This window comes from bacterium 336/3 (assembly GCA_001281695.1).
Taxonomy (GTDB): domain Bacteria; phylum Bacteroidota; class Bacteroidia; order Cytophagales; family Thermonemataceae; genus Raineya.
In genome coordinates this window covers 641,500-667,213 of record LJIE01000001.1, presented here as the reverse complement: position 1 = coordinate 667,213, position 25,714 = coordinate 641,500, and the positions used below count along the sequence as shown (strand labels likewise).

Here is a 25,714-nt window from a genome sequence, read left to right as displayed (position 1 = left end):
AACAAAATAGCCAAGAATCTTCATTCTTGGCTATACTTTATTCTTCTTCGGCTGGCTCAGTAGCAGCTTGTAAAAAGTTTGCTCCTTTCTTTACTATCCAAGCTGATGGTGGAACTTGTTTGATAAACTCAAAAGCCACAAGTCCTGCCTCTCTGTTTTTTATTTTAATAGGAGTTGGATAAAAATGTTTTTTATCTGTTGTATAAAAAATCAAACTTTCATCACCTTCTTGAACCACAGCTTCTTCAGCAATTGCCAATACTTTACTTTCACCTACAGCAATTCGGGCATTGATATACATATTTGGCAAAAATGGCGTATTTTTCTCTTCAAAATGCACATGAATATTCACAGTTTTTGTCTGACTATCAAAACTTTGCCCTATCAAAAATACATCTCCTTCAAAAGTTTGACTACCAAGGTTAGGGCTTTGAAAATAAACCTTTTGTCCTTTTTTTATTTTTGAAATATCCTTTTCAAAAACTTGAAGTTCTACATGTAAGTGTTCTTTACTTGTAACTTCAAAAAGAACTGTTTCTGGTAATACACTTTGTCCTTTTGCTATATAGATATTTTTAATATAGCCAGAAATAGGAGAAACCACCGAAAACTGCGAAGAAATATTATTTATGCCAATGCCATTTGCATTCAAGCCAATAAATTGCAACTGTTTTTCTAAACTTGCTAATTTTATTTTTGCCATTTGGAGTTCAGAAGCTATCTTTTGTAGATTTTTCTTTGCCCCTACATCTTCTAAAGAAAGTTTTGTCTGCCTGTCAAATTCTTGTTGTAAAAAAATGATTTGGTTTTTAGCAGTCAAATAATCCTCTTGTAGCATAATGAGACGAGGTGTTTCTAAAACTGTAAGTACCTGTCCTTGAGAAATATAATCTCCAATAAGTAAGTTGGAGTGTTTCACAAAACCCTCCATTTTTGCAGTTACCACAGCTCTACTTTCTGGTGGAACATCTATGATACCATTGGCTAAAACGAAGTCGCTCATAGTTTGTTCTTGTAGGCTTTCAAGTTCTATGCCCATTGTCTGCATTTGTTTGGCATTTACTTCTACAACGGGTATAGAATCTATTTTTTTTTCTTTAGAGATAACTGGTTCATTTTTACAACTATAAAATATGCCCAATCCCATCATCACAATCCATATATTTGTTTTCATAATTTTTAAATTAATCATCATCTACTTCTTTTTCAATTTTCTTTTCTATTTGATTATTAGACTGTTCTGTTCTAATTTCAGGATGTCTAATTTCTCCACCTGAAGTACCTGTTTGCTTTGCAAAAAACAATACAACCAAACTAAAAACAACTGTAATATAGCTAATTACAGAGGCAAAACCTTTCTTTTTCCAGTTTGACCATAAACCTACAATAGCTATTAGCCCCAATACATAAGAGAGCAAAGCAAATGTTTCTGCTTTTTCTTCGTGTTCATGGATTAGTTTGTGGCTTACATCTTGCATTTTTTCTAAAACTTCTTCAGCTCCTTCTCCTGAAACAAAAGCTGGTACTGTAGCAATAGCTCCCAGTATAAATATGGCATAAGCTGTTCTTTTTATAACTTCTGACTTGAGTATCAGACCACCTAACATCACCAAAAGCCCTATGATAGGTACTATAATAGGTAAATGGTTTACAACCAAATGAAAATGTGCTGCATTCATAATTTTTTAGGTTTTAAGGTTTTAACAATTCTAAACGTAAAATCGCTTGGTTATACAAATTGACTTCGTCAAGATAATTGGTTTGAATTTGCCAAGCTTGTAAGCTATTTTGCACGAAAGTAGTATAGTCTATTTCTCCTAACTGATAACTCTTTCCTACATTCTGAAAAATCAATTCTGCTTGTGATAAAGCATCTTTTTCATAATGTCCTAAAATAAACATTTGCTTTTCTATTTCAGCAAGAAGTGTTTTTACTTCAATATTATAAACCTGCTTTTGATACTGATATTCTATTTCTGCTATTCTTTCTTTTACTTTGGATGCCTGTATATCAGCTTTATAACCTTTATTAAAAAGTGGCAAAGCAAAACCTAACTGATAAACTTGTGCCAAAGATTGATTTTCGATAGACATACCATAATAGGCTAATTTCCAGTCGGGTTGGCGATTGGCTTTGGCTACTTTTGTTTCTTGAGATGCAATATCTTTTTGCATTTTCCAGAGATTTACCCACATATTTTCATTACTAATTTTAGTAGTATCCAAAATATTGAGTTTAAAAGAGGCTGTAGTGTCCCAAGTAATCATTTCTTGCGTATTGAGCAGCAAAGCAAGAGCATATTGATGTTGTAATATGTCTATTTCAGAAGCATTAATTTGTTGGATAATTTCTTTAAAATAAGTTTCTGCACTAATCTTATCTAACAAATGCGTTTCTCCCGTTTCATGTTTTACTTTTGCCGATTTCACAAGTTTTTCATACATAGATTTTTTATTTTTCAGGAGTTGCATTTTTCTATTTAAGACAAGTCCTTCATAATAAAGCTTCTTTATTTCATAAACGAGCTGTTTTTTTTGCCATTCAAAATCTTTCTGACTATAATTTATCTTGTTTTGAGCAAGTCTTTTTTGTTCGGTATAGACTTTGGGTGGGGAAAACATTTGTGTAACCTGAAAAGAATAATCTCGCTTTGTCAGTATATTAATTTGTCCATACTGAAACTCAAATAAAGTTTTGGCAGGTTTAAAGAAAGTAGGTTTTAAGCTTTTTTGATAGGCTATCTCCAATTCTTTTGTTTGTAAAATCAGACTCTGCTTTTCTGCAATATCCAAAGCCTGATTCAATGTAACTGTTTTTTGTGCAAAAGTTATCTGGCTTGAAAACACAAAACACATAAGCATCAAGGCTGTTTTTGATAAATCTTTCATAACAGTAAGTTTTTGTTCAAAGATAATGTATAAAATAGGTAAAACTATCAGTGTCAGGAATGTAGCAGACAAAAGTCCTCCAATTACTACTGTTGCAAGAGGTCTTTGTACTTCAGCACCAGCCGAAGAAGATATTGCCATTGGCAAAAAACCTAAACTAGCTACAGAAGCAGTCATCAATACAGGTCTTAATCTCACAAAAACACCTATTAAAACTCTTCTATTTACATTTTTATATCCTTCTTTTTGTAATTGATTGAAATAGCCTATCAAAACAATTCCGTTTAAAACTGCTACTCCAAACAAAGCAATAAAACCAACTCCTGCCGAAATACTAAAAGGCATATTTCTTAGCCAAAGGGCTACAATACCACCTATTGCAGAAAGTGGAATAGCCGTAAAAATAAGAATAGCCTGTTTGATTGAATGAAAAGTGAAATATAACAATAAAAATATCAAACCCAATGCAATAGGCACTGCTATCATCAATCTTTGTTTGCCTTTTTCCAAATTTTCAAATTGCCCACCATATTCCACATAATAACCAATAGGCAGTTTAATTTTTTTCTGTTCAAAGATTTTTTGCATCTCTTTTACCACACTTTCTACATCTCTGCCTCTCACATTTGCACCTATTACAATTCTTCTTTTGGTGTTTTCTCTCGAAACTTGTACAGGAGCAGGCTGATAGCCTATTTTCGCTACTTCTTCTAATCTAATATATGTGCCATTGGCAGATTTTATATAAAGATTTTTTAGGTTTTCGATGTTATTCCTTTGTATTTCTGCCAATCTGATAACCAAATCAAAACGTTTTTCTCCTTCAAACACAACTCCTGCAACTTCTCCTGCAAAAGAGGCTCTCACAACCTGATTCAATTGTGCTATATTCAAGCCATATTGAGCTATTTTATTTCTATCATATTGAATTACCATTTGTGGCAATCCCAATACTTGTTCTACTTTTATATCTACGATTCCTTTAATTTTATGAAGTAAACGACTAGTTTGCTCTGCTTTTTTGGTCAATATATCTAAATTATCTCCATAGATTTTCAGTGCAATATCTGACTTTACCCCTGTCATGAGTTCGTTGAATCGCATTTGAATAGGTTGTTGAAAATCGAAGCTTACCCCTATAATGCTTTCCTGAAGAGCATCATTCATTTTTTCAGCAAGTTCTTCTTTTGTTTCGGCAGTTTTCCATTCTGATTTATCTTTTAAAATTACCATCAAATCATTGGCTTCAATGGGCATTGGGTCTGTGGGTATCTCTGAAGAGCCTATTTTAGATACCACAGTTTTTACTTCAGGAAATTTGAGAAGAATTCTTTCTGATTCTGTGGATATTCTAATAGTTTCGGAAAGAGATGTTCCTGTTTTGAGCCGAGTTTCAATAGCAAAATCCCCTTCATCCAATTCAGGGATAAACTCTCCCCCCAACCGAGCAAAAAGTATAAAAGAAGCAATCAAACCTATGGCTGTAAGTCCTAAAACGATTCCTTTCTTTCTTAAAGCCCAAATAATAAGAGGTTTATAAAATCTGCTTATCTTTACCATCATTTTGTCTGAAAAATTAGGCTTAAGGCTAATTTTTTTACTCAAAGCCCAAGATGACATCATGGGAACATACGTAAGAGATAAAATAAATGCTCCCAATATTGCAAAGCTAACTGCCTGAGCCATTGGCTTAAACATTTTCCCTTCTACACCAGAAAGTGATAAAATAGGCAAATAAACCATTAAAATAATAATTTCTCCAAATGCAGCAGACTGTCTAATTTTTTTTGTTGCAGAGAAGACATTATCATTCATTTGTTGTTGCGTTATTTCATAACTGAACCCTTGATGATATTTGTCTGGTGGATGACTATGTAAGTAATGTAAAATTGCTTCTACAATAATAACAGCCCCATCTACCACCAAACCAAAATCTATTGCTCCTAAACTCATCAGGTTTGCTGAAATCCCAAAAAGATTCATCATTGAAAGTGTAAAAAGCAAAGCTAAAGGGATGACACTTGCTACTACAAAACCAGCTCTCAAGTTTCCTAAAAAGAGAATCAGGACAAAAACAACGATTAGCCCACCCAAAGCAAGATTTTCTGAAACTGTAAAAATAGCTTTGTTTACAAGGTGTGTTCTATCTAAAAAAGGTTCTATCACCAAACCTTCAGGCAAAGTTTTTTGAATCTGTATGATTCTTTCATTTACTTTTGCTATCACTTGAGCAGAATTAGCTCCTTTGAGCATCATCACAATACCACCTACCACTTCGCCTTTGCCATCTTGAGTCATGGCTCCATAACGAATTGCATTGCCAAAATGAACTTGAGCCACATTTTTAATCAGAATAGGCATTCCATTTGACATATTTTTGATAACAATATTTTCAATATCAGCAAGTGTTTTTACAAAACCTTCTGTTCTAATAAAATACGCTTGTCCTTGCTTTTCAATATAGCTTCCTCCAGTATTTTCATTATTTTGATGCAATGCCTCAAAAACGTCTGTAATGGTTAGTTCGTATGCTCTCAATTGCTCTGTTTGGATTGCAACTTCATACTGTTTGACATTTCCACCAAAACTACTAACCTCTACAACACCCTCAGTGCCAGCCAAACGCCTTTTTACAATCCAATCTTGAATCGTTCTTAAATCTTGTGAGTTATATCGGTTTTCATAACCTTTTTTAGGATGTATTACATATTGATATATCTCGCCCAGTCCCGTAGAAATAGGTGCTAAAAAAGGTTGCCCCATTGAACTAGGTATATCTTTTTCTGCCAATTTTATTTTTTCTGTAATAAGCTGGCGAGCTGTATAAATATCCATTTCTTCTTTGAACACAATCGTAATTACAGAAAGTCCAAATCGGGAAATAGAACGTATTTCTTCTACCTCTTGCAAATTTGCAAAAGACATCTCCAAAGGAGCAGTAATAAACTGCTCAACTTCTTGAGCTGAAAATTGAGGTGATTGTGTAATTACTTGTACTTGATTATTGGTAATATCAGGAACAGCATCAATAGGTATTTGTGTTAGAGAATAGCTCCCCCAAATCACTAAAGCCAGTACAGCAACCCCAACAACGATTTTATTACGGATTGAAAACCCGATAATGTTATCTAACATGGAATAGAATTTTAGTTAGTAAAAGAATGAGATTGTAGATGTTTCTAAATCTCTATTAAGGATTGTACTAACTATATTTAGGGGGCTGAAAAATTCCTTTTAAGGGTTGGTAATGATATAGGTCTTGTTTATTAGGGAATATTATAGTTTTTTCTACAAACAGACCATAATACTTATCAATGTGTAAGCTTTTAATTTCTAAAGCTAACACACTACAACATTCTACATGATGATGCTGAAAAGGTAAGTGTTTATGTTTTTCATGCTTCTGACTTTTATGCTCAGAATTTGTATAGTGCATGACCATAAACTGCCAAAAGGAAAGATTATCTTGTTTTTGATGCTCTTGGTAATGCTCTACCAATGTTGGTATATCTACTAAATAACAAACATCAGTCTTTGGAAAAAGGCTAATTATGGTTATCCATAAACTTAGTAATATAGTAGATATATGTTTCATTAAGCACTACAAAATTATGATAAAACTTGTTTAGAAACAAGCTAAATTCAATGCTGTAAAAAAATACTTGGATATTTGAGGGCAATTTTTCTATATTTGAATCACCGAAGTTTTTTTGAAATAAAAAAAACAATACTTTTGTTTTCTGGTTAATTTTTTAGTATTGAACTTTAGTACACCTAATAAGTGAAGCAATATGAGACTTACCAATCGAGCAAAACAAGTCAGTAATAAAAAGATGACTTTTGCAGAAAAAATATATTTGCCTGCCATTGCAACAGGTTTGGGAATTACTATAAGCCATTTTTTTAGAAAGAAGCCTACTTTACAATACCCTGAACAACAACGACCTATGTCTCCTGTTTTTAGAGGTTTGCATATCTTAAAAAGAGATGAAGAAGGCCGAGAAAGATGTACAGCTTGTGGTCTTTGTGCTTTGGCATGTCCCGCAGAAGCTATTAGTATGGTCGCTTCTGAAAGAACCAAAGAAGAAGCACATTTGTACAGAGAAGAAAAATATGCCTCTGTGTATGAAATCAATATGTTGCGTTGCATTTTTTGTGGTCTTTGTGAAGAAGCATGTCCCAAAGAAGCTATTTTCTTGCAAAATGATGTGATAGCACCTGCTTTTACCAATAGAAATGAAGTTATCTTTGGAAAAGATAAATTAGTAGAACCTTTAAAAAAATAGTGTAATGTATTGGTATGTAGAATTAGGAGCGATAAAAGTGTTCTATTAAAAAAACTATTTGCTCAATTCTCTACACTCAATACTTTTTTTATATCTTTACCTCCACAACATCAAACAAACATCTTATGTCATTATCAGAGAATTTGTTTTACTTCCTAAGCTTTGTAGCTATTCTCTCTGCCTTAATGGTGGTATTCTCTAAAAATCCTATTCATAGTGTTTTATATTTAATTATTGTTTTCTTTGCTCTTACAGGACAATATATATTGCTCAATGCTCAATTTTTGGCAGTTGTAAATATTATAGTGTATGCAGGAGCTATTATGGTTCTTTTCTTATTTGTAATCATGTTTTTGAACTTAAAAAGAGAAACAGAACCACCTGCCAAACCAAAAGTTTTACAATTTGCCGCTGTTATTTCTGGAGGATTATTACTTTTGGTCATTATTGCTTCTTTAAAAACTTTAGAACCTTACAAAATACAAAGCAATGTCAAAGGAGATATTGGTTTAGTAGAAAATTTAGGAAAAGTTTTATACAACGATTTTCTATTACCATTTGAATTGGCTTCTATTCTTTTCTTGGCTGCGATGGTCGGTGCTGTTATGCTGGGTAAAAGAGAAGGTGGAGAAAGAAATTTTTAATAAAACATTTTTTATAGATTAAAATTGTAGCAATATCATGCCTGAAATCATAACCAAAATCCCTCTCGAATACTTTATTATTTTAGCTTCTACATTGTTTTGTATAGGAGTAATTGGGGTACTTACTCGTAAAAATGTTCTTATTATTTTTATGTGTGTAGAGCTCATGCTCAATGCAGTTAATATGTTATTTATTGCTTTTTCAGCATATAAAGGTGATGCGTCAGGGCAAGTTTTTGTATTTTTTATTATGGCTGTAGCTGCTGCTGAAGTAGCTGTTGGTCTTGCTATTATTGTTATGATTTATAGAAATACTCGTTCAGTAGATATTGGACAACTCAATAAAATTAAGTACTAAGATTGTTGCTTGTTTATAACTGCAATACCACAAAAAAATGGATAATAAGACTTTAGCTTTACTTGCATTACTTTTGCCTTTCATTGGTTTCTTAATCAATGGATTAGGCTTTAAACGACTACCAAAATCTTTGGTTGGCATAGTAGCAGTGGCAATGCCACTTGCTTCTTTCATCATTACTTTAATATTATTCGGAAAATTTCAAAGTAGTGGCTCTAAAGCCATGACATTTGTATATGCAGACTGGATTTCCATTCATGATATTAAAATTTCTTTTTCCTTACTCATTGACCAGCTTTCTCTCATCATGCTCTCGTTTGTTACAGGAGTAGGAACGCTTATCCATGTATATTCAGCAGGTTATATGGGTGAAGATGAAGGCTATGGCAAGTTTATGGCATACTTAAACCTGTTTATGTTCTCAATGCTTGCTCTTATTATGGGTAGCAACTATATGATTATGTTTATTGGCTGGGAAGGTGTTGGATTGTGTTCGTTCTTACTCATTGGTTTTTGGAACAAAAACAGACCTTATAATGCTGCTGCTCAAAAAGCTTTTGTAATGAATAGAATTGGTGATTTGGGACTAATTTTAGGTGTATTTCTGATTTTTATCTTTTTTGGCTCTTCAGAATATAAAGATATTGAAACATTTTTGGGTGCAGAAACAAACCCATATAAAGTAGGTGCTTGGCAAGTAGTAACAATCACTATCTTATTATTTGTAGGAGCTATGGGTAAATCTGCTCAAGTTCCTCTTTATACTTGGCTTCCTGATGCGATGGCAGGTCCTACACCTGTATCTGCACTTATACATGCTGCAACCATGGTTACGGCTGGTATTTATATGGTTGTTCGTTCTAACTTTTTGTATAGTTTGGCTCCTGCTACATTGGATATTGTTTTAGTCATAGCTTTGGTAACAGCCTTATTAGCAGCTTCTATTGGTATTTTCCAAAATGATATTAAAAAAGTATTGGCATACTCTACTGTGAGTCAGTTAGGTTATATGTTTATGGCTTTGGGAGTAGCTTCTTATACTTCTGGTATGTTCCATGTGATTACACACGCATTTTTCAAAGCCTTGTTGTTCTTGGGTGCTGGTAGCGTAATTCATGCTCTACATCATGAGCAAGACATCAGAAATATGGGTGGTTTACGAAAATACATGCCTATTACATTTATTACATTTTTAGTTGCTACTTTAGCCATTTCGGGTATTCCCCCATTTGCAGGTTTCTTTTCTAAAGATGAAATTTTAATGCATTTATATCAAAAAAGCCCTGTATTGTGGGTTTTGGGGGTTGCAGGCTCCGCTATGACATCCTTTTATATGTTTAGATTATTTTTCTTAACATTTTTAGGAGAATTCAGAGGGACAGAAGAACAACATCATCATTTACACGAATCTCCTATTTCTATTACCTTGCCTTTGATGCTTCTTGCTATTCTTTCAATTGGTGGTGGTTTGATAGGTATTCCAGAAGTTTTTGCAAAAGATGCTAATTGGTTAGCTAAATTTATGGCACCTTTATTTGCTACATCACAGAAACTCAATCCACAGTTGTTTAATCATGCTCATCTATCACATAGTACAGAGTATTTGTTGATGGGTGTTTCGGTTGTAGTTGCTATTATTGCTATTATTTTTGCCTATGTTAAATTTGTTTCTAATCGTACCATTCCTAAACCAGAAGCAGAACAACAAGGTATCGGAAAGGTATTGGCAAATAAATATTATGTAGATGAACTTTACAATGCAGTATTTGTAAAGCCTATTTTAGCTTTCTCTAAGTTTTTAGGTGAATCGTTTGAAGTTTTTGTGGATTTGGTTGTAGAAGGTGTTGGACAAATCGTAAAAGGTTTGGGCAATGCTTTTAGAAAATTACAAACAGGTAGTATTGGCGTATATCTTTTTGCAATTGTAATAGGTGCTGTTATTTGGATAGCATTTAACTTATTTATATACAAGTAATTATCGTTTTTGAGAATCTTTTAGGATACTATATATTTTTAAATTATGACACTCTGGTTAGTACTCATTCCATTAATAGCGAGTTTGATTGTATTCTTTATTCGTAATGAACAGGCAAAACGTATTGCATTGCTTTTTAGCTGTTTAGAACTTGTTTTTGGAATATATCTGCTCACAAAATTTGACCCATTGGGAAAACTCCAATTTGAAAGCAATTTTGCATGGATACCTTCTGCTGGTATAAATTTTCATTTAGGAATCGATGGAATTGGCATTTTACCTGTAATTCTAACAGTTTTATTAGTACCATTCATTATCCTTTCGGCATTTGAAACCAAATATGAGAAGCCCCATGTATTTTATGGTCTAATTCTCCTGATGCAAGCCTCTTTGGTTGGGGTATTTACAGCTCAAGGTGCTTTTGCTTATTATCTATTTTGGGAAGGTGCATTGATTCCTGTATATTTCTTAGCTGCTGTTTGGGGTGGTGAAAATCGTATCAGAGTAACATTTAAGTTTTTCATTTATACTGTATTTGGAAGTTTACTCATGCTGATTGCTTTGGTGTATATGTATATGCAAACACCTGGTAGTCATTCTGATGAAATACAAGCTTTTTATGCTTTAGGTTTATCAAAAGACACACAATATATTGTGTTTATAGGTTTATTTATTGCCTTTGCTATTAAAATGCCTATTTTCCCCTTTCATACTTGGCAGCCAGATACTTACACTATTTCTCCTACTCCAGCTACCATGCTTTTATCAGGCATTATGCTGAAAATGGGTATTTATAGTGTTATTCGTTGGTTACTCCCTACTACGCCTACTGCTGTATGGGATAATTCAACCCTTGTAATGACATTGTCTATTATAGGATTGGTTTATGGAGCTATCATCGCTATTCAACAGAAAGATATTAAACGTTTGTTAGCTTATTCTTCATTTTCGCATGTGGGCTTAATGGTTGCAGGGATTTTTGCTTTCAATCATGTAGGCTTACAAGGGGCTATGATACAAATGCTTGCTCATGGTATCAATGTGGTAGGACTGTTTTTTGTAGTAGATATTATCCAAAGAAGAACAGGTACTCGCAATTTAGCTGATTTGGGTGGTATTACACAATCCGCACCAGTTCTGACTGTTTTATTTGCTATTATTATGCTTGGAAGTGTCGGATTGCCTCTTACCAATGGCTTTGTGGGTGAGTTTATGCTTTTGATAGGGATTTTTAAATTTACTTATCTCAATTTTGCAATTATGCCTTTGGCAATTGCTATTACTGTAGGGATATTGGCTGGTTCTACACTCATTTTTGGGGCTGTTTATATGCTCAGAATGTTTCAAGGAGTTATGTTTGGAGAAAAAACTCTTCAAACTGCTGAATTTAAAGATGTAACATTTACAGAAGCATTGGTGCTTGTTCCCATTGCTCTATTGGTGATGGTGATGGGTATAGCCCCAAACATATTTATAAGGCTTTCAGAACCAGCAACCAAAGAGTTATTAGATTTTGTAATTTCTAAAATTAATAAATAAGAAATATAAAATCAGAACAAGTATTGAACTCTTTGGAGAAGAACAAAAAATAAAGTTGATTTAAAACATTAAAACATAAAGATACAAATGCTATCTATATTACTTTTATCTGTATTTGGTATTGCTAATTTATTCTTGGGATTTCTCAAAAATAGACAAATTCTTTTTGTAGGAGCTATTTTATTTGTTCTCATTACTTTTGGAGCAAATTTGGTTGAGTGGAGTAATCCTCTTGATTTTGGAGCTTCTATCAATAAAGGAATGATGGCTACCGATAAAACAAGTGTTCTTTTTACAGCCGTTTTATTATTTACAGCCTTCCTTATTATGCCTTTATCTCAGAATTATATTCAGGATAAAGAAGCACAACCAGCCGAATATTATGCAATATTACTTTTCTCGCTTGTAGGTGCCGTGATGATGGTGAGCTATGAAAGTTTATTGATGTTGTTTGTGGGTATTGAAATTCTTTCTATTTCTATGTATGTGCTTACAGGTGCAAATAAACGAAACAATCGTTCTAATGAAGCTGCCATGAAATACTTTTTACAAGGCTCTTTTGCAACAGGTATTTTCTTGTTTGGTGTAGCTTTGTTGTATGGAGCAACTGGTGGTTTTTCTTTATCTAAAATACAAGAATATGTAGCCAGCACTCAAAATATTTCTCCCATGTTGTATTTGGGTTTGATGTTTACTTTGGTTGGCATGTTGTTTAAAGTTTCTATTGCTCCTTTCCATTTCTGGACGCCAGATGTATATGATGGAGCTCCTACGCTTTTCACAACATTTATGTCCACGATTGTAAAAACGGCTGGTTTTGCTGCTCTTTTCAAATTGTTATCTTCTTCTTTTGGAGCAGTTTATGGTTATTGGCAAACTGGTTTTATTACTTTATCTGTCTTGACGATTGTTGTAGGAAATTTAACTGCTGTTTATCAACAGAGTTTTAAAAGAATGATGGCATATTCGAGTATTTCACATGCAGGATATTTATTATTAGCTGTTACAGCCTTTAATGAAAGAAGTTCTTCTGCAATTTTATTTTACTCATTGTCTTATTCTTTGGCAACTGTTTGTGCTTTTGGTGTACTGATGCTTGTTTCAGCAAAAAACCATAATGAAGAATACAATAGCTTTAATGGTTTGGCAAAATCGAATCCATTTTTAGCCTTAGTGATGACTATTTCGATGCTTTCTTTGGCAGGAATTCCTCTTACATCAGGCTTTTTTGGTAAACTTTGGATTTTTATTAGTGCTTTTGAAAGAGGAATGTATTGGGCAATGGTCATTGCAGCTTTAATGTCTGCTGTGGGTTTGTATTACTACTTCAAGGTAATTATAGCTATGTATCTGAAAGAGCCTCACAAAAAAGATACAGATACAAAAATAGAGGTATCAACACCCTATATTGTTGCCCTTTTGATAGGTACTATTCTTACTGTTGTTTTGGGTTTACTACCTGACACAATTTTTGGACTTTTCAAATAAGAAAATTTATATAAAAGAAAATCCCCAAATAGGGGATTTTTCTTTTATAGTGTCATATCATCTCCTATTTTTTTAATTTCTTCTATATTTTTGAGACATTTATTTCTTAGTGACTGAAGTTTCTCTTTACCTTCATAATCATTTTTATCTAAATGCCTATATTGCTCCTCTAATGTTTGTATAGTTTTAAGTGTAATTTTGAATATTCTCATCAATTGTTCTTGGCTATGAACATGTTTGAGATTCCCATTCTGATATTGGTAAGAAAAGTCAAGTCCTACTTCTAAAATTTCATCTGCAAAAACATCTAAATAGTTTATTTTTAATGCAAAGGGTATTACTTTTCTAATAGTATCTATCAGCCTTGCAGTTACAGCAAAATCATTTTTGCCGTAATGATAAATTTGGTCAAAAGCCTGATTGACAACTCTATCAAAACTTGCTTCATTCAGATATACTTTCTCTCCTTTCCATTTAGTAAATCCAACAGATGGCATTCCAGCTTCCATAATTTCTCTGATAATTTCTCCAAGATAATCCAAACAATTAATGGCAGTAGTGGGGTCATTGACTGCTGGAGAAATGGCTTTGAGTGCAATATCTACAAGTTGCCTTAAACCAAAGTGAATATCTTGACGATAGCTTCTGAATTTTCCAATATCAAACTGTTTTCTTATTTGGTTTTCTATTTTTTTGATTTCAGGGATAGGAGCATTGAGAGCTATATATGCTATTTCTACATCTTTTTGAATAAAACTTCCTACATCATTTATTTGCTCTATAAAATCTATTTGAGGGTACTGATTAGCTATTTTTCTAAGTTTTTCGATATTAAGGCTTCTTAAATATCCAAAATTTTCGCTTTTGATTGCTATTTTGTTTGTATGTTGAGGTCTTTCTTTCGTTTCTTCTTGATGTTGCCAAGTTTTTTGAGCTATTTGAACCTCATGAAGCGTATGTAAGGTAATTTTCCGAGTAATAGAAGCTGCATTGATACTTTCTGCAATGGTTACAATAAAATGAGGAAGTACAACTCCTATCAAACAAATGCAACCATAAATTCCCAGATTTAAAATGGGCTTCATCGAATCAGGAACTACTGATTGTTCAGGAGGTATGGCATCAATGAGCCAAAATTTAAGTAATAAACAGTACACTACCCAACCCAAAAATATACCCAACGTAATCTGTGTATAAGGATTGTTAGATAAAAAATATCTGAGAATACGAGGAGAAAATTGTGTTGATGCCAATTGTAAAGCAACAATTGTGATGGAATATACGGTTGCTACTATACTTGCAAGCAGACTAGCAAGTAGATTTAATGCATCTATGTAGCCTGCTTTATCAGTTTTAATAAGAAAATTAGCTTTTGTGGTAAATGTAAGTACTACTGTAAAAATGAGTACAATATAAATTACTTTAAATGTATTTGCCTTAAAAAGCCCAAGAGCATCTTTTAAGGCTTCTTTGTTTTTGAGGCTCATGTTTTTGTTTATTATTGTTCAAAAAACATCAATCTTTTAGTTTTTTAACCAATTCTGCCACTTGTTTTGCTAAATCATCATTGTTATTATGAGGTTTTAAAGCCAATAAATCTTTGTCTAGACTTGTGATAATTTGCTCTAAGTTTTCTACACGTTGCTTTAAAGCTTCATTTTCTTTGGAGACTTGTTTTAATATGTCTAAATCTTTATCAGAAACCTTGCTTTTATCTAATTCCATTTGTTTGAGTTTTACATAATAGCTACCTAGAATCGCAACAATAGGTATTGAAAGAGCTAATATAGTTCCTATAATTCCTGTCATATAAATTTTAATCTAAAAGTGAGTAAGTTATAATAACTGTAAAACATTAAATTATGAATAATTATTACTCTTTTATTTAACTATTTTAGCAGGTACTTGTAAAACATGCCCACATTTACTGCATTTATGCAATGCTGTATTGTTATTAAACTTTGCAAATGTTTCAGGAAGTTGCTTTTCGATATTGGTGAGTTTAAAGTACTCATCATAGAGTTTATTTCCACAATTATCGCAATACCATTGGAATCCATCCGTATCTTGAGGTTTACGACGTTCTTCTATTACCAAACCTACTGTACCTGCTGGGCGTTGAGGCGAATGGGGGATTTTAGCATTGAGGAGATATATTTCACCTTCTTTAATTTCTATGTCTTTAAACTCTCCATTCTCAACAATTTTCAGTACCATATCACCTTTTACCTGATAGAAGAATTCTGGAGTTTCGTTGTAATGATAATCTTTTCTAAGATTAGGACCACCCACTACCATTATAATCATATCGCCACCAGGGTACACTTCCTTATTGCAAACAGGAGGTTGTAAAGAATCCTTATTCTCTTCTATCCATTTTACCAGATTATGAACATTAATTTTAGTCATTTTCTTGTTGTTTTATTACCGTCTAAAAATAAGAAAATGCTTTGTATTTTGAAACTATTTTTCTCCTGTTAGTTTGGTTGCTCCTAAATTTTTCCTTCCTTCTTTTTTCTTAGAGTCTTCTTCAGTTTTTTTAGGCTGTTTTGTATTATTTTCAGGTTTTTTATCAGATTTTTCTTTTTCTACTGCAACTTTCAAACGAGGTTTGGGAGCATCCAAAATATTTTTCCTTGTAGGTCTTAACTCATTTTGCCACAAGAACCCCGGCAAACGTTTGCTACCTTCTTGTAACTCATGTGGAGGTACCAAATCACCATTAATTTGGTTATAAAATGTAACATCAGAAAGTTCTTTGCCCAATTCAAATTCTGCTTTTACACTTCCACAAATAATTTTATACATACCAATCAGGCTTTTATCTTCTTTGAGCTGAAAGTAAATAGTTTCTGCATTACCAGTTACAAATACCTTATCCATTTTTCCATCTTTCAGTAAAGCATCTATGTATTTGCCTTTCATTTGGTTATAGTTTCCTACACTGTCCTTAGAAATTACAAATGCATTCTCTCTCAAAAGTATTTTATGGGGTTTATTATTCTTATTCAAAATATCCAAAGAATCTGCTGATATCTGATTACCCGCATTCCACATAACAGGCTCTTTGTAGAAACGAACCACAGAATCTTTCATATTATACACCAAAGAATCACATATACCCTGTAAATCACTTTTATAGACTTTTACATTATGATATGCAAACATCATCTTGGGTTCTTTTGCTTCTCTGATGCTATCTTGTTTGGTTTGTTTTTCATTTTTATCTTTCATTTTTGAGCCTATCGAAACGAGGGTGTCTGCAACCACCCAAAGTGTATCTTTGTCTTCGCCAATCATACGCATATATGCCCGCCCACCATAAAAACGGCTTATCCCCTGCTTTCCATTGAATTTGCCTTCTTGAGCATTGATAATAATATTATCTTTTTTAGAGAAAATTTCTGCATTTCCTTTGGCATAGCCCGAACCTTGTATTTGATCATAGTCCAAAAAGTCTCCTTTGAAACGATATTCAGTATTCTCAACTACATTTTTCTTTCCTTTTAACTTTGATTTCTTTGTTTTGGTATTGAATTCTCCCTCATCCGACTCAATTACACCATCTTTGGTCGTAATTTTAGCATTTTTCCCTTTCCAATTCATGAGTTTGTTACCATCATTGTATTGGAGTGTATCACTGGCTATTTCATACGATTGTCCATCATCTGTCGCACCTTTTGCCTTTACATTTTTACGAGCAAATAAGTTTTTTGTACCTGTATCGTAAGATCCTGATTCACTGGAAAGCTGATTCTTTCCGTCTGTCATGGTACCATTTCCAAAATAATATGCAATTTTGGAATTGATATTATAGTCTATGGCTGGAGCTCTGAGGTTTGTTTGGTCTTTTGTAAAATTTGCATCCCCTCTTGCCATCAGTGTACCAGAATTGGCATCAAAATCCATTGTTTTGGCTGAAATGGTAGATGCACCCTCTTCCGCAATTTGTACATTACCCATAGCCTTTACAAAGTTTTTTCGAGGATAAAAGTATGCTGAATCACAGAAAATGAAACGATTACCTTGTTTGAACGTAATATTTCTTCCAACAACTCTTACCAAACTATCACCACCAATCACTTCACCATAACTTGCCCCACTCAAAAGTTCTATCATATCTCCTTTTTCATATTTTACAGTATCATAAGGGAGTTTCTGATAACGAAATGTGTCTTTTTCAATCACACTTTCGGGTTGGCGTTGTTGTTTTTTATTGGGTTTAGTTTTTTGGGCAAAAAGTATATGAGCTGATAACATTAAGATTATCAGTGTTGTATATTTAAAAAAACGAAGTGTTTGATTTTCCATGCAGACCCAAAAGCAAAAACATTACCAAAATGCAAAAATACAAAGACTATTTGGCTTCTCAAAAGTTAGTTTGTAAGTAATTCACCCCAATTTCCTTGCAATGTTTCTTTTTGGAGAGATTTTTTGAGAGATTCTAAGAATTTTTTTCTAGGGATGTATTCAGCTCCAAGACTTTCCAAGTGTTCTGTATGCACCTGACAATCAACAAGATTGAATCCTTTTTTTTCTAAAGCATTAACCAAAGCAATAAAACCATATTTGGATGCATTGCTTACTTTTGCAAACATAGATTCTCCAAAAAAGCTATCCCCTAAGGAAAGTCCATAAAGTCCCCCCACTAAAACTCCTGATTGCCAAACTTCTACCGAATGAGCAAAGCCTTTTTGATGCAATGAGCAATAAGCTGCCACCATATCATCTGTAATCCACGTACCATTTTGTCCTTCTCGTTTTATCTTTTTACAGTTTAGAATTACCTGTTCAAAACTTTTATCAAATGTTACCTCAAAAGTATTTTTACGAAATAGTTGTTGCATACTTTTTGAAACTTTAACATTCTGAGGATATAACACAAAACGAGGGTCAGGCGACCACCAAATAATAGGCTCACCATCCGAAAACCAAGGAAAAATACCTGATTGATAAGCTAATAACAATCTTTCTTCAGATAAATCTCCACCTATAGCCACCACTCCTTCAGAACTTGCTCTGGTAACAGGCGGAAAATATAATTCATCTCCAAGAAAATAATAAGACATTGAATACTAATTTATAAATTATTTGAATAAATGAAGATATGATTTTTCTTACAAAAACTTACGTTGTAACCTACGTAATTTATGACTTAAATATAAATTGAATGTTAAGTTTCTGCAAAAAATTTTTTTCAAGTGATTTTATACTTAATTTTGTTTTAAAATTATATTACTATGAGTTCAAAACCTAACCAACGCATTCTTATTGCGGACGACGACCAAGATATTGTTGAGATGCTACAATACAATCTCAAAAAAGAAGGTTATGAGGTCAAAACAGCTCAGAATGGGAAAGATGCCGTTGAAAAGGCCATTAATTTCCTACCTAACCTTATTTTAATGGATATTATGATGCCTCAATTAGATGGTATAGAGGCAAGCCGAATTATCAAAGAAACATCAGAACTTGCAGAAACTTATATAATTTTTCTTACAGCACGCTCGGAAGAGTATTCGGAAGTTGCTGCTTTTGACATTGGTGCTGACGACTATATCGTAAAGCCTATTAAACCCAGAGCTTTGATGAGTCGCATTTCAGCAATATTTAGAAGAGAAAACAAGAAAACAAAATCTGAGGATTCCATTACTATCAGTGATTTGGTCATTGATAGAAAGAGCTATACTGTTACACAAGGTGAACAAGTTTTTGAGATGCCTCGCAAAGAGTTTGAACTTCTTTATTTTTTAGCTCAAACCCCTGAAAGAGTTTATTCAAGAGATGATTTATTACAAAGTATTTGGGGAACAGATGTTTATGTACTTGCAAGAACAGTTGATGTACACATCCGAAAACTCAGAGAAAAATTAGGTGAAGGCTACATCAAAACTGTAAAGGGTGTAGGTTATAAGTTTTCTACTAATGATTAAATAATGAATTGGAAATCTAAGGTTTTACCTTTTTCTTTAGCTATTTCAGTAGCAACCATTACTACTCTTTTTTTATCATTGTTTGAGGTTGTTTGGTGGTTGCTTCTTATCAATTTTTTACTTTCTTTTGCTACCTGTTTCATCTTATTTGTTGCTGCATTGGAGTTTTTGGTTTTCAGAGAAATCAATGAAATTTATCATTCCTTTGCCAAAATCAGAAAAAAAGATTTTAAAATCACAAAACATCGTCTTTCTACATTAGCAACTAGTCCCTTAGAGCAACTCAATGTAGAACTTTATGATTATGCCTCTAAAAAGCAACAAGAAATCGACTATTTAGTTCAATTAGAAGCTTTTAGGAAAGAGTTTATTGCTGATGTTTCTCATGAACTCAAAACCCCCATTTTTGCTGCTCAAGGTTTTATTCATACACTGATTGATGGAGCTGTAGAAGATCCAGAAGTTCGAGATAAATTTTTATTAAAAGCTGCAAAAAGCTTAGATGGTTTAGACCATTTGGTTCAAGATCTGATTACACTTTCACAAATGGAAGTTGGTGTCATTACGATGCAATTTAGAGAAGCTCATTTGAATTTAATTTTAGAAGAAGTTTTTGAACAATTAGAAGAAAAAGCTCTTGAACGCCAAATTTCTTTAGAAATTGATGAAAGAACTAGTCCAGAGTGTACTATTTGGGCAGACCCTTCTCGTATCAAGCAAGTCTTGATTAATTTGATTGAAAATGGAATCAAGTATGGTAAAGATGGTGGTATGGTAAGAGTTTGGCTTCTACAAACACATGATTATTGCATTATTGAAGTAGAAGATAATGGTTCAGGTATTCCTAAAAGGCATTTGACAAGAATTTTTGAGCGTTTTTATAGAGTTGAAAAAAGCCGTTCCAAAGAAAAAGGTGGTAGTGGACTTGGTTTAGCTATTGTGAAACAAATTGTAGAAGCACATGAGGGTAAAATTGATGTAGAAAGTAAATTGGATAGAGGTACAACTTTTAGAGTGCAACTTAAACGATTTCCTTCAGCGGTTCTTAAAGAGCAACAAATACCCTCAGATAAAACTAAATTAGCTATCAAATAGCCCTCTATGTCTGCTCTTTATATTCATATTCCATTTTGTAAGCAAGCATGTCATTACTGCGATTTCCATTTCAGTACTAATACTAGTTTAAAATCAAAATTGGTGGATGCTATTGGTCAAGAAATTTTATTTCAGCAGGATTATCTAAAAGGAAAACACTTAAATTCAATTTATTTTGGAGGTGGCACACCTTCTTTGCTTTCTCAGAAAGAACTTGAGAAAACTTTTGAACAAATTAGTAAGATTTATACTTGGGACAGCCACACCGAAATTACATTAGAGGCGAATCCAGATGATTTAAACCTAGAGAATATACAAATATTTAAAAATTTGGGTATTAATCGTTTAAGCATTGGTATTCAGAGTTTTGAAGAAAACCATCTTCAGTTTTTGCATAGAGCTCATAACAGCCAAGAAGCTGAAAATTGTGTTCATTTGGCTCAAAATGAAGGGATTTCTAATATCAGTATAGATTTAATTTATGCGATTCCTGCAAGTAGTCATTTGATTTGGAAAAAAGATTTGGAAAAAGCCATTGCATTAGGCGTTTCGCATATTTCGGCTTATAGTTTGACCATTGAACCAAAAACTGTGTTTGGCAGTCGTTTACAGAAAGGATTCATGCCACCCATTGATGATGGTTTTGCTGCAGAGCAATTTCAAATACTGATGGATACACTTCAAAGTGCAAGTTTTGAACATTATGAAATTTCAAATTTTGCAAAAAATGGAGCATATTCCCGCCACAACAGCAATTATTGGAAAGATGGCGAATATTTAGGTATAGGTCCTTCTGCACATTCATACAATCATATTTCAAGACAGTATAATGTTAGTAATAATACAAAATACATTGAATCTATTGAAAAACAAGTTATTCCATTTGAAATAGAAGAGCTTTCGTGGCAAGATAGACTCAATGACTATCTACTTACAGGACTCAGGACGCAATGGGGGTGTACATGGGAAAGAGTTTTGCAAATTGCTCCTCATCAAATGTTTGAAACTAAGCAAAAAAATATTTTTGAGAAATATGTAAGTCAAGGCTTACTAGAAAATTCCCCTATTGGGTTTAAACTTACTTCCAAAGGTAAATTTTTTGCAGACCAAATAGCTTCTGATTTGTTTCTAGTTTAGAACACTGTTTTACAGCCACTTATATTCAAATTTCTACAACTAAACCTAAGTTATTTTGGTAGTTTTGTCTATCTTCTTTAAATTGACAAAACTTTTAAACACTTACTCTACTCAAAACGTTTTGAGGTATGAGACACTTATTTTGCAATCATTCAAAATAGAGATACGAATGGAACAGCCCACACTTCTGAAAGTTACGATAGATAATGTTACCATTGAGGTAGAGCCTGGTACTACCATTTTGCAAGCAGCCCGAAAAATTGGTGGAGAAGTTGTACCTCCAGCCATGTGCTATTATACAAAACTGAAAGGTTCAGGTGGTAAATGTCGTACTTGTATTGTAAAAGTTACACAAGGTTCTACCAAAGACCCACGCCCTATGCCTAAACTCGTTCCTTCGTGTATTACGACAGTCATGGATGGAATGGTTGTAGAAAACTCTGTCAATGAGGAAGTACAAAAAGCAAGAGATGGCGTAGTTGAATTCTTATTGATTAATCACCCTCTGGATTGCCCTATTTGCGACCAAGCAGGTGAATGTCATTTACAAGATTTGGGTTATCAGCATGGTAAACAAGCTACTCGTTATGAGTTTGAACGTAGAACTTTTGATAAAATAGACATTGGAGATAAAATCCAGCTCCACATGACTCGCTGTATTTTGTGTTATCGTTGTGTATTCACAGCAGACCAAATTACAAATGGTCGTGTACATGGAGTTTTGAACAGAGGTGATGCAGCTGAAATCAGTACTTATATTGCCGAAGCTATTGATAATGATTTTTCGGGCAATGTGATAGATGTTTGTCCTGTAGGTGCTTTAACTGATAAAACTTTCCGATTTAAGAGTCGTGTATGGTTTACAAAACCTGTATATGCACACAGAGATTGTGATAAATGTTCTGGAAAAGTAACACTTTGGTATCAGGGAAAAGAAGTTATAAGAGTTACAGGTAGAAAAGATCATTATGGGGAACTCGAAGAATTTATCTGTAATACCTGCCGTTTCGATAAAAAACAAACTTCTGACTGGACAATTGAGGGTATTGCAGATCAAGGTAGACACTCTGTAATGATGCAAAACAAGCGTGTAAAAACGGTTATCCCTGATTTTGGCTTTAAGCAAGCAGCCAAAGAATACAAAAAAATCAATGATGCCAGAGAAGATTCCAGTTTAACTTATGAAGAATCTCGCTTGAAAAATAAACTCACAACAAGTAAATTTTTATTAAACGATAAAGATAAAAAATAACCAAAAGCCCTGAATTCAGGGCTTTTATATTTAAAACTTTTAACACTTCGTATTCTTTTATTTATTTTGTGTAATAACATCTTGAATAAACTTCATTATTGGCATTGTAGCTCTGTCATAATTAGATAAAACAACAACTGTATATCCTAGATCTGGATAAATCTCCATTGCTGCATCTACACCAGGTGCTCCACCTGTATGTCCAATAATTCTAATATTATTTTTGTACGACTCTCCAAAACCGTAACCATATTTTATTTCTGGTAAATTTCTTTCTTTCATTCCAGGAAATAATATTACCTTCCCTGTTGTAACTATTCCTAAAGTTTTTGATGTTATTAATTTATTAGCTAATAAAGCTTGTGAAAATTTATGAAAGTCAACTGCTGTAGAATATCCTCCACCCGCCGAATTCCCTTTTAATTCTAGTATTTTTGTATTATTTTCTCTATTATTTAGTTTAGGTGTTTCATTGGGCATTTGTGGTGGATTGGCATAACCAATAGCAAAATTTTCATGTATTTTATTTCTTTCATAACTATCAGTATTTTTCATATTGGCTATTACAAAAATGTTTTGACGTACATAGTCATAATAGCTCATTTTTGATACTGATTCAATAATAGCACCTAATAAAATATAACCATAATTGCTATAACTGACTTTTGTTCCTGGTTTAAATAAAAGTGGCTCTTCAAGACCAATATTTACATAGGTAGTGATTGTTTTCGCAGTATCTGCTATTTGCTCGAATCTTGGAAATCTAAAAAAATCGCCTGTACCAGAAGAATGTGTAAGTAATTGCTCTATTGTTATGTCACCAAATATTTTTTTTGGAAGATTTGGCAAATAGCTTGTTATTTTATCAGAATAGCGTAATTTATTTTTTTCTGCCAATTGAGCTATTGCAATACCTGTAAACATTTTATTCATAGAGCCTATATTAAATTTGGTTTCTATGTTATTTTTCATGTTTTGCTCTTTATTAGATAGACCCACAGCTTTTTGATAGATAATTTTATCACCTTTAGCAATGAGTACTGTCCCCGAAAATGCATCTTTATTAGACAAATCCTCAATGAGATTGTTAATATCCGCAATTTGTTTTTCGCTGACTTGATTTGTTTGTGCATTACTAGTCAAACTGATTGCCAGTAATGCAAGACTAAAGAATTTTGAAGCTTGCTTTTTCATTTTATTTTATAATTTTTATTCAAAAGTATCTATGTTTTTTTTCTCTTTTGAAACAGAGTTACCATTCCCCTATATGAAAGGATAAAACCCAAAAAGAAAGTGATTTTAATCTTTCTAAGCTTTTCATCACATCAAAAGGTGATTTGGTAACATCTTTTACATAGAAAAAAATAAGATTACTATTTTTACAACATGAAAAATCGTTTTATAGAAATCATTTTACATAGTATTTTTTGGTTAACTACTGGCTGGTTACTTACCAATAGTTTTTCTGTGCAGATGAAGTATATGAGAATTGTAGAAGGTGTAGAGAAAATCCATACTATTCGCAATAATGGGCTGATATTACAAATTTTAAGTTGCATAACTATTGGAGCCATTATCTTTTATACAACAGTATGGTTATTGCAACATCATGAACTCAAAAAAAAATCTGTATTCTTTGTTTTATTAATCTTTGGAACGGGGATTTTGTTTGCTTACTTCATAACTGTCTTTGATTTTGGCTTCAAACATCCACCATTACCATCAGCAATTGCTTTTGGAATAGTTACATTTTATTTTACCATTTCAGTTGCATACAGCATTACAAAGTTATTATATCGAAATCATGAACGACAACAACAACTAATCCTTGATAAAAAGCAAACAGAACTCACTTTACTTCGTAATCAATTACAACCTCATTTTTTATTTAATGCCTTAAACAATCTGCTCTCAATGGTAAAACCCCATGAAAATCTCAAGTTGGTAAATTCATTTGAGAGGCTTTCACAGTTGTTGCGTTATGTAATTGAAGAAACACAATCTGAAAAAGTGAGTATTCAAAAAGAGATTTCATTTCTAGAAAATTATATTGAACTACAAAAATTACGATTTACAGAAGATGAAATAGTTGTAAATTTGAATATAGAAGGGAAGTTTATTAACCAAAAGATAGAACCTGGTCTATATATCACTTTTGTTGAGAATGCATTTAAATATGGAACAGAACCTGAACAAACAAGTGTAATTGATATATATTTTGATTTGAGTGTAGAAAATAATATAAGTTTTGAGATTAGAAATAAAGTGATGATGCCAAACTTAATGGGTAACAATACAGGTATTGAATCAACTCGTAAACGATTAGAGTTAATTTACCCGAACAAACATCAACTACTTATTAAGCAAAACGAGAATTTTATTGTAACCTTAAACATTCAAACCCAATGAGAGCGATTATAGTAGATGATGAACCCAAGGCTATTGAATTATTGAAAGACTATTTGGAACATTTTGGCACTATTGAATTGGTTGCTACATTTAGAAATGGTTTGAAGGCTTTTGAATACATTTCTAAAGAGCCTGTAGATATTATTTTTCTTGACATCAATATGCCACATATTTCTGGAATTTCTTTATCTAAAATGATTCCCAAAAACATGAAAATAATTTTTACAACAGCTTATTCTGAGTATGCTGTTGAAAGCTATGAAGTAGAGGCTGTTGATTACCTACTAAAACCCATCAGTTTGGATAGATTTACACAAGCGATTAGTAAGGTACTCCCTAAGAAAGTTCAAAAGAAGGATACTCATATAAGTTGGATTTCCGTAAAAAGCGGATTTGAAACATTTAGAATAACAACAGATAAAATAATGTATTTGGAAAAAGATGGCAATTATATGACTTATTATTGCGAAAATGAAAAAGTAATAGGAAGAGAAACGATACAACAAGCCATAGAAAAATTACCAGAAACATTTATTCAAACACATAAGTCTTTCATTGTGAATTTAGATAAAGTAAAACGTTATGACCGTAACATGATTTTTATTGATGAACATGAAATACCTATTAGTGACTCGTTTTCTCAAATAGTTTTTAAACAACTTGAGAAATGATCAAAAAAAATCTGTATTGATATATGAAGAGTCATATA

At 32.8% G+C, this 25,714-nt stretch carries 19 protein-coding genes and 3 pseudogenes; 12 read left to right on the top strand and 10 right to left on the bottom strand.

Annotated features, from left to right (window positions below; translation table 11 throughout):
- Positions 1-37: 37 nt before the first annotated feature.
- The 4 genes from AD998_03155 to AD998_03140 all read right to left on the bottom strand — a co-directional run bounded on the left by AD998_03155 (position 38) and on the right by AD998_03140 (position 6,448).
- On the bottom strand, positions 38-1,192 hold the full coding sequence (locus AD998_03155) for a hypothetical protein (GenBank protein KOY85285.1): 1,155 nt from the start codon (positions 1,190-1,192) through the stop codon (positions 38-40).
- A complete protein-coding gene (locus AD998_03150) occupies positions 1,185-1,679 on the bottom strand; it encodes a hypothetical protein (GenBank protein ID KOY85284.1) in 495 nt (164 codons plus the stop codon). The genes AD998_03155 and AD998_03150 overlap by 8 nt, the downstream gene beginning before the upstream one ends.
- Before the next feature lie 13 nt (positions 1,680-1,692).
- Complete coding sequence (locus tag AD998_03145; GenBank protein ID KOY85283.1) at positions 1,693-6,024, bottom strand: acriflavine resistance protein B; 4,332 nt, start codon at positions 6,022-6,024, stop codon at positions 1,693-1,695.
- 67 nt (positions 6,025-6,091) lie between these two features.
- A complete protein-coding gene (locus tag AD998_03140) occupies positions 6,092-6,448 on the bottom strand; it encodes a hypothetical protein (protein ID KOY88026.1) in 357 nt (118 codons plus the stop codon).
- 232 nt (positions 6,449-6,680) lie between these two features.
- Between AD998_03140 and AD998_03135 the strand changes: the two genes are divergently transcribed.
- The 6 genes from AD998_03135 (at position 6,681) to AD998_03110 (ending at position 13,179) form a co-directional block, all read left to right on the top strand.
- Entirely contained in the window at positions 6,681-7,175 is a 495-nt protein-coding gene (locus AD998_03135; protein ID KOY85282.1) for an NADH-quinone oxidoreductase subunit I, read from the top strand.
- Between the two features lie 125 nt (positions 7,176-7,300).
- Positions 7,301-7,819, top strand: coding sequence for an NADH dehydrogenase (locus AD998_03130; protein KOY85281.1), 519 nt, complete (start codon positions 7,301-7,303; stop codon positions 7,817-7,819).
- 37 nt (positions 7,820-7,856) lie between these two features.
- A complete protein-coding gene (locus tag AD998_03125) occupies positions 7,857-8,177 on the top strand; it encodes an NADH-quinone oxidoreductase subunit K (GenBank protein KOY85280.1) in 321 nt (106 codons plus the stop codon).
- Positions 8,178-8,214: 37 nt separating this feature from the next.
- On the top strand, positions 8,215-10,152 hold the full coding sequence (locus AD998_03120; protein KOY85279.1) for an NADH:ubiquinone oxidoreductase subunit L: 1,938 nt from the start codon (positions 8,215-8,217) through the stop codon (positions 10,150-10,152).
- Positions 10,153-10,194: 42 nt separating this feature from the next.
- Positions 10,195-11,691, top strand: coding sequence for an NADH dehydrogenase (locus AD998_03115; protein ID KOY85278.1), 1,497 nt, complete (start codon positions 10,195-10,197; stop codon positions 11,689-11,691).
- An 87-nt stretch (positions 11,692-11,778) separates the two neighbouring features.
- Entirely contained in the window at positions 11,779-13,179 is a 1,401-nt protein-coding gene (locus tag AD998_03110) for an NADH dehydrogenase (protein KOY85277.1), read from the top strand.
- A gap of 44 nt (positions 13,180-13,223) precedes the next feature.
- Here the strand turns inward: AD998_03110 and AD998_03105 are convergent, their stop codons facing one another.
- The 5 genes from AD998_03105 to AD998_03085 all read right to left on the bottom strand — a co-directional run bounded on the left by AD998_03105 (position 13,224) and on the right by AD998_03085 (position 18,248).
- Positions 13,224-14,666: a hypothetical protein gene (locus AD998_03105; GenBank protein ID KOY85276.1), complete on the bottom strand. Its 1,443-nt coding sequence runs from the start codon at positions 14,664-14,666 to the stop codon at positions 13,224-13,226.
- Between the two features lie 28 nt (positions 14,667-14,694).
- The gene (locus AD998_03100) at positions 14,695-14,988 is read right to left on the bottom strand and encodes a hypothetical protein (protein ID KOY85275.1); all 294 of its coding nucleotides are present in this window, start codon (positions 14,986-14,988) and stop codon (positions 14,695-14,697) included.
- Positions 14,989-15,060: 72 nt separating this feature from the next.
- Positions 15,061-15,588 (bottom strand): 3-hydroxyanthranilate 3,4-dioxygenase, encoded by a 528-nt coding sequence (locus AD998_03095; protein KOY85274.1) that lies wholly within the window; start codon positions 15,586-15,588, stop codon positions 15,061-15,063.
- A gap of 54 nt (positions 15,589-15,642) precedes the next feature.
- Positions 15,643-17,439, bottom strand: coding sequence for a hypothetical protein (locus AD998_03090; protein KOY85273.1), 1,797 nt, complete (start codon positions 17,437-17,439; stop codon positions 15,643-15,645).
- Between the two features lie 116 nt (positions 17,440-17,555).
- A complete protein-coding gene (locus AD998_03085) occupies positions 17,556-18,248 on the bottom strand; it encodes a leucyl/phenylalanyl-tRNA--protein transferase (protein ID KOY85272.1) in 693 nt (230 codons plus the stop codon).
- A gap of 171 nt (positions 18,249-18,419) precedes the next feature.
- On the opposite strand from AD998_03085, the gene AD998_03080 reads away from it, so the two are divergent.
- The 4 genes and pseudogenes from AD998_03080 (at position 18,420) to AD998_03065 (ending at position 22,521) form a co-directional block, all read left to right on the top strand.
- A complete protein-coding gene (locus AD998_03080) occupies positions 18,420-19,112 on the top strand; it encodes an ArsR family transcriptional regulator (GenBank protein KOY85271.1) in 693 nt (230 codons plus the stop codon).
- Between the two features lie 3 nt (positions 19,113-19,115).
- Positions 19,116-20,207, top strand: coding sequence for a hypothetical protein (locus tag AD998_03075; protein KOY85270.1), 1,092 nt, complete (start codon positions 19,116-19,118; stop codon positions 20,205-20,207).
- A 6-nt stretch (positions 20,208-20,213) separates the two neighbouring features.
- A complete protein-coding gene (locus tag AD998_03070) occupies positions 20,214-21,344 on the top strand; it encodes a coproporphyrinogen III oxidase (GenBank protein KOY85269.1) in 1,131 nt (376 codons plus the stop codon).
- A gap of 169 nt (positions 21,345-21,513) precedes the next feature.
- Positions 21,514-22,521 (top strand): annotated as a pseudogene (locus tag AD998_03065) (hypothetical protein).
- 132 nt (positions 22,522-22,653) lie between these two features.
- Here AD998_03065 and AD998_03060 read toward each other — a convergent pair.
- Positions 22,654-23,718 (bottom strand): annotated as a pseudogene (locus AD998_03060) (hypothetical protein).
- A 687-nt stretch (positions 23,719-24,405) separates the two neighbouring features.
- Between AD998_03060 and AD998_03055 the strand changes: the two are divergent.
- A pseudogene (locus AD998_03055) lies at positions 24,406-25,005 on the top strand (hypothetical protein).
- Positions 25,002-25,676: a hypothetical protein gene (locus AD998_03050; GenBank protein KOY85268.1), complete on the top strand. Its 675-nt coding sequence runs from the start codon at positions 25,002-25,004 to the stop codon at positions 25,674-25,676. Before AD998_03055 ends, AD998_03050 begins: the two are co-directional and overlap by 4 nt.
- Positions 25,677-25,714: the final 38 nt, after the last annotated feature.

Bases quoted from the DNA above. Each gene is read 5' to 3' on its own strand.
- AD998_03155 (KOY85285.1), bottom strand. From the start codon at position 1,192: ATGATTAATTTAAAAATTATGAAAACAAATATATGGATTGTGATGATG.
- AD998_03150 (KOY85284.1), bottom strand. From the start codon at position 1,679: ATGAATGCAGCACATTTTCATTTGGTTGTAAACCATTTACCTATTATA.
- AD998_03145 (KOY85283.1), bottom strand. From the start codon at position 6,024: ATGTTAGATAACATTATCGGGTTTTCAATCCGTAATAAAATCGTTGTT.
- AD998_03135 (KOY85282.1), top strand. From the start codon at position 6,681: ATGAGACTTACCAATCGAGCAAAACAAGTCAGTAATAAAAAGATGACT.
- AD998_03130 (KOY85281.1), top strand. From the start codon at position 7,301: ATGTCATTATCAGAGAATTTGTTTTACTTCCTAAGCTTTGTAGCTATT.
- AD998_03125 (KOY85280.1), top strand. From the start codon at position 7,857: ATGCCTGAAATCATAACCAAAATCCCTCTCGAATACTTTATTATTTTA.
- AD998_03120 (KOY85279.1), top strand. From the start codon at position 8,215: ATGGATAATAAGACTTTAGCTTTACTTGCATTACTTTTGCCTTTCATT.
- AD998_03110 (KOY85277.1), top strand. From the start codon at position 11,779: ATGCTATCTATATTACTTTTATCTGTATTTGGTATTGCTAATTTATTC.
- AD998_03105 (KOY85276.1), bottom strand. From the start codon at position 14,666: ATGAGCCTCAAAAACAAAGAAGCCTTAAAAGATGCTCTTGGGCTTTTT.
- AD998_03100 (KOY85275.1), bottom strand. From the start codon at position 14,988: ATGACAGGAATTATAGGAACTATATTAGCTCTTTCAATACCTATTGTT.
- AD998_03095 (KOY85274.1), bottom strand. From the start codon at position 15,588: ATGACTAAAATTAATGTTCATAATCTGGTAAAATGGATAGAAGAGAAT.
- AD998_03090 (KOY85273.1), bottom strand. From the start codon at position 17,439: ATGTTATCAGCTCATATACTTTTTGCCCAAAAAACTAAACCCAATAAA.
- AD998_03085 (KOY85272.1), bottom strand. From the start codon at position 18,248: ATGTCTTATTATTTTCTTGGAGATGAATTATATTTTCCGCCTGTTACC.
- AD998_03080 (KOY85271.1), top strand. From the start codon at position 18,420: ATGAGTTCAAAACCTAACCAACGCATTCTTATTGCGGACGACGACCAA.
- AD998_03075 (KOY85270.1), top strand. From the start codon at position 19,116: ATGAATTGGAAATCTAAGGTTTTACCTTTTTCTTTAGCTATTTCAGTA.
- AD998_03070 (KOY85269.1), top strand. From the start codon at position 20,214: ATGTCTGCTCTTTATATTCATATTCCATTTTGTAAGCAAGCATGTCAT.
- AD998_03050 (KOY85268.1), top strand. From the start codon at position 25,002: ATGAGAGCGATTATAGTAGATGATGAACCCAAGGCTATTGAATTATTG.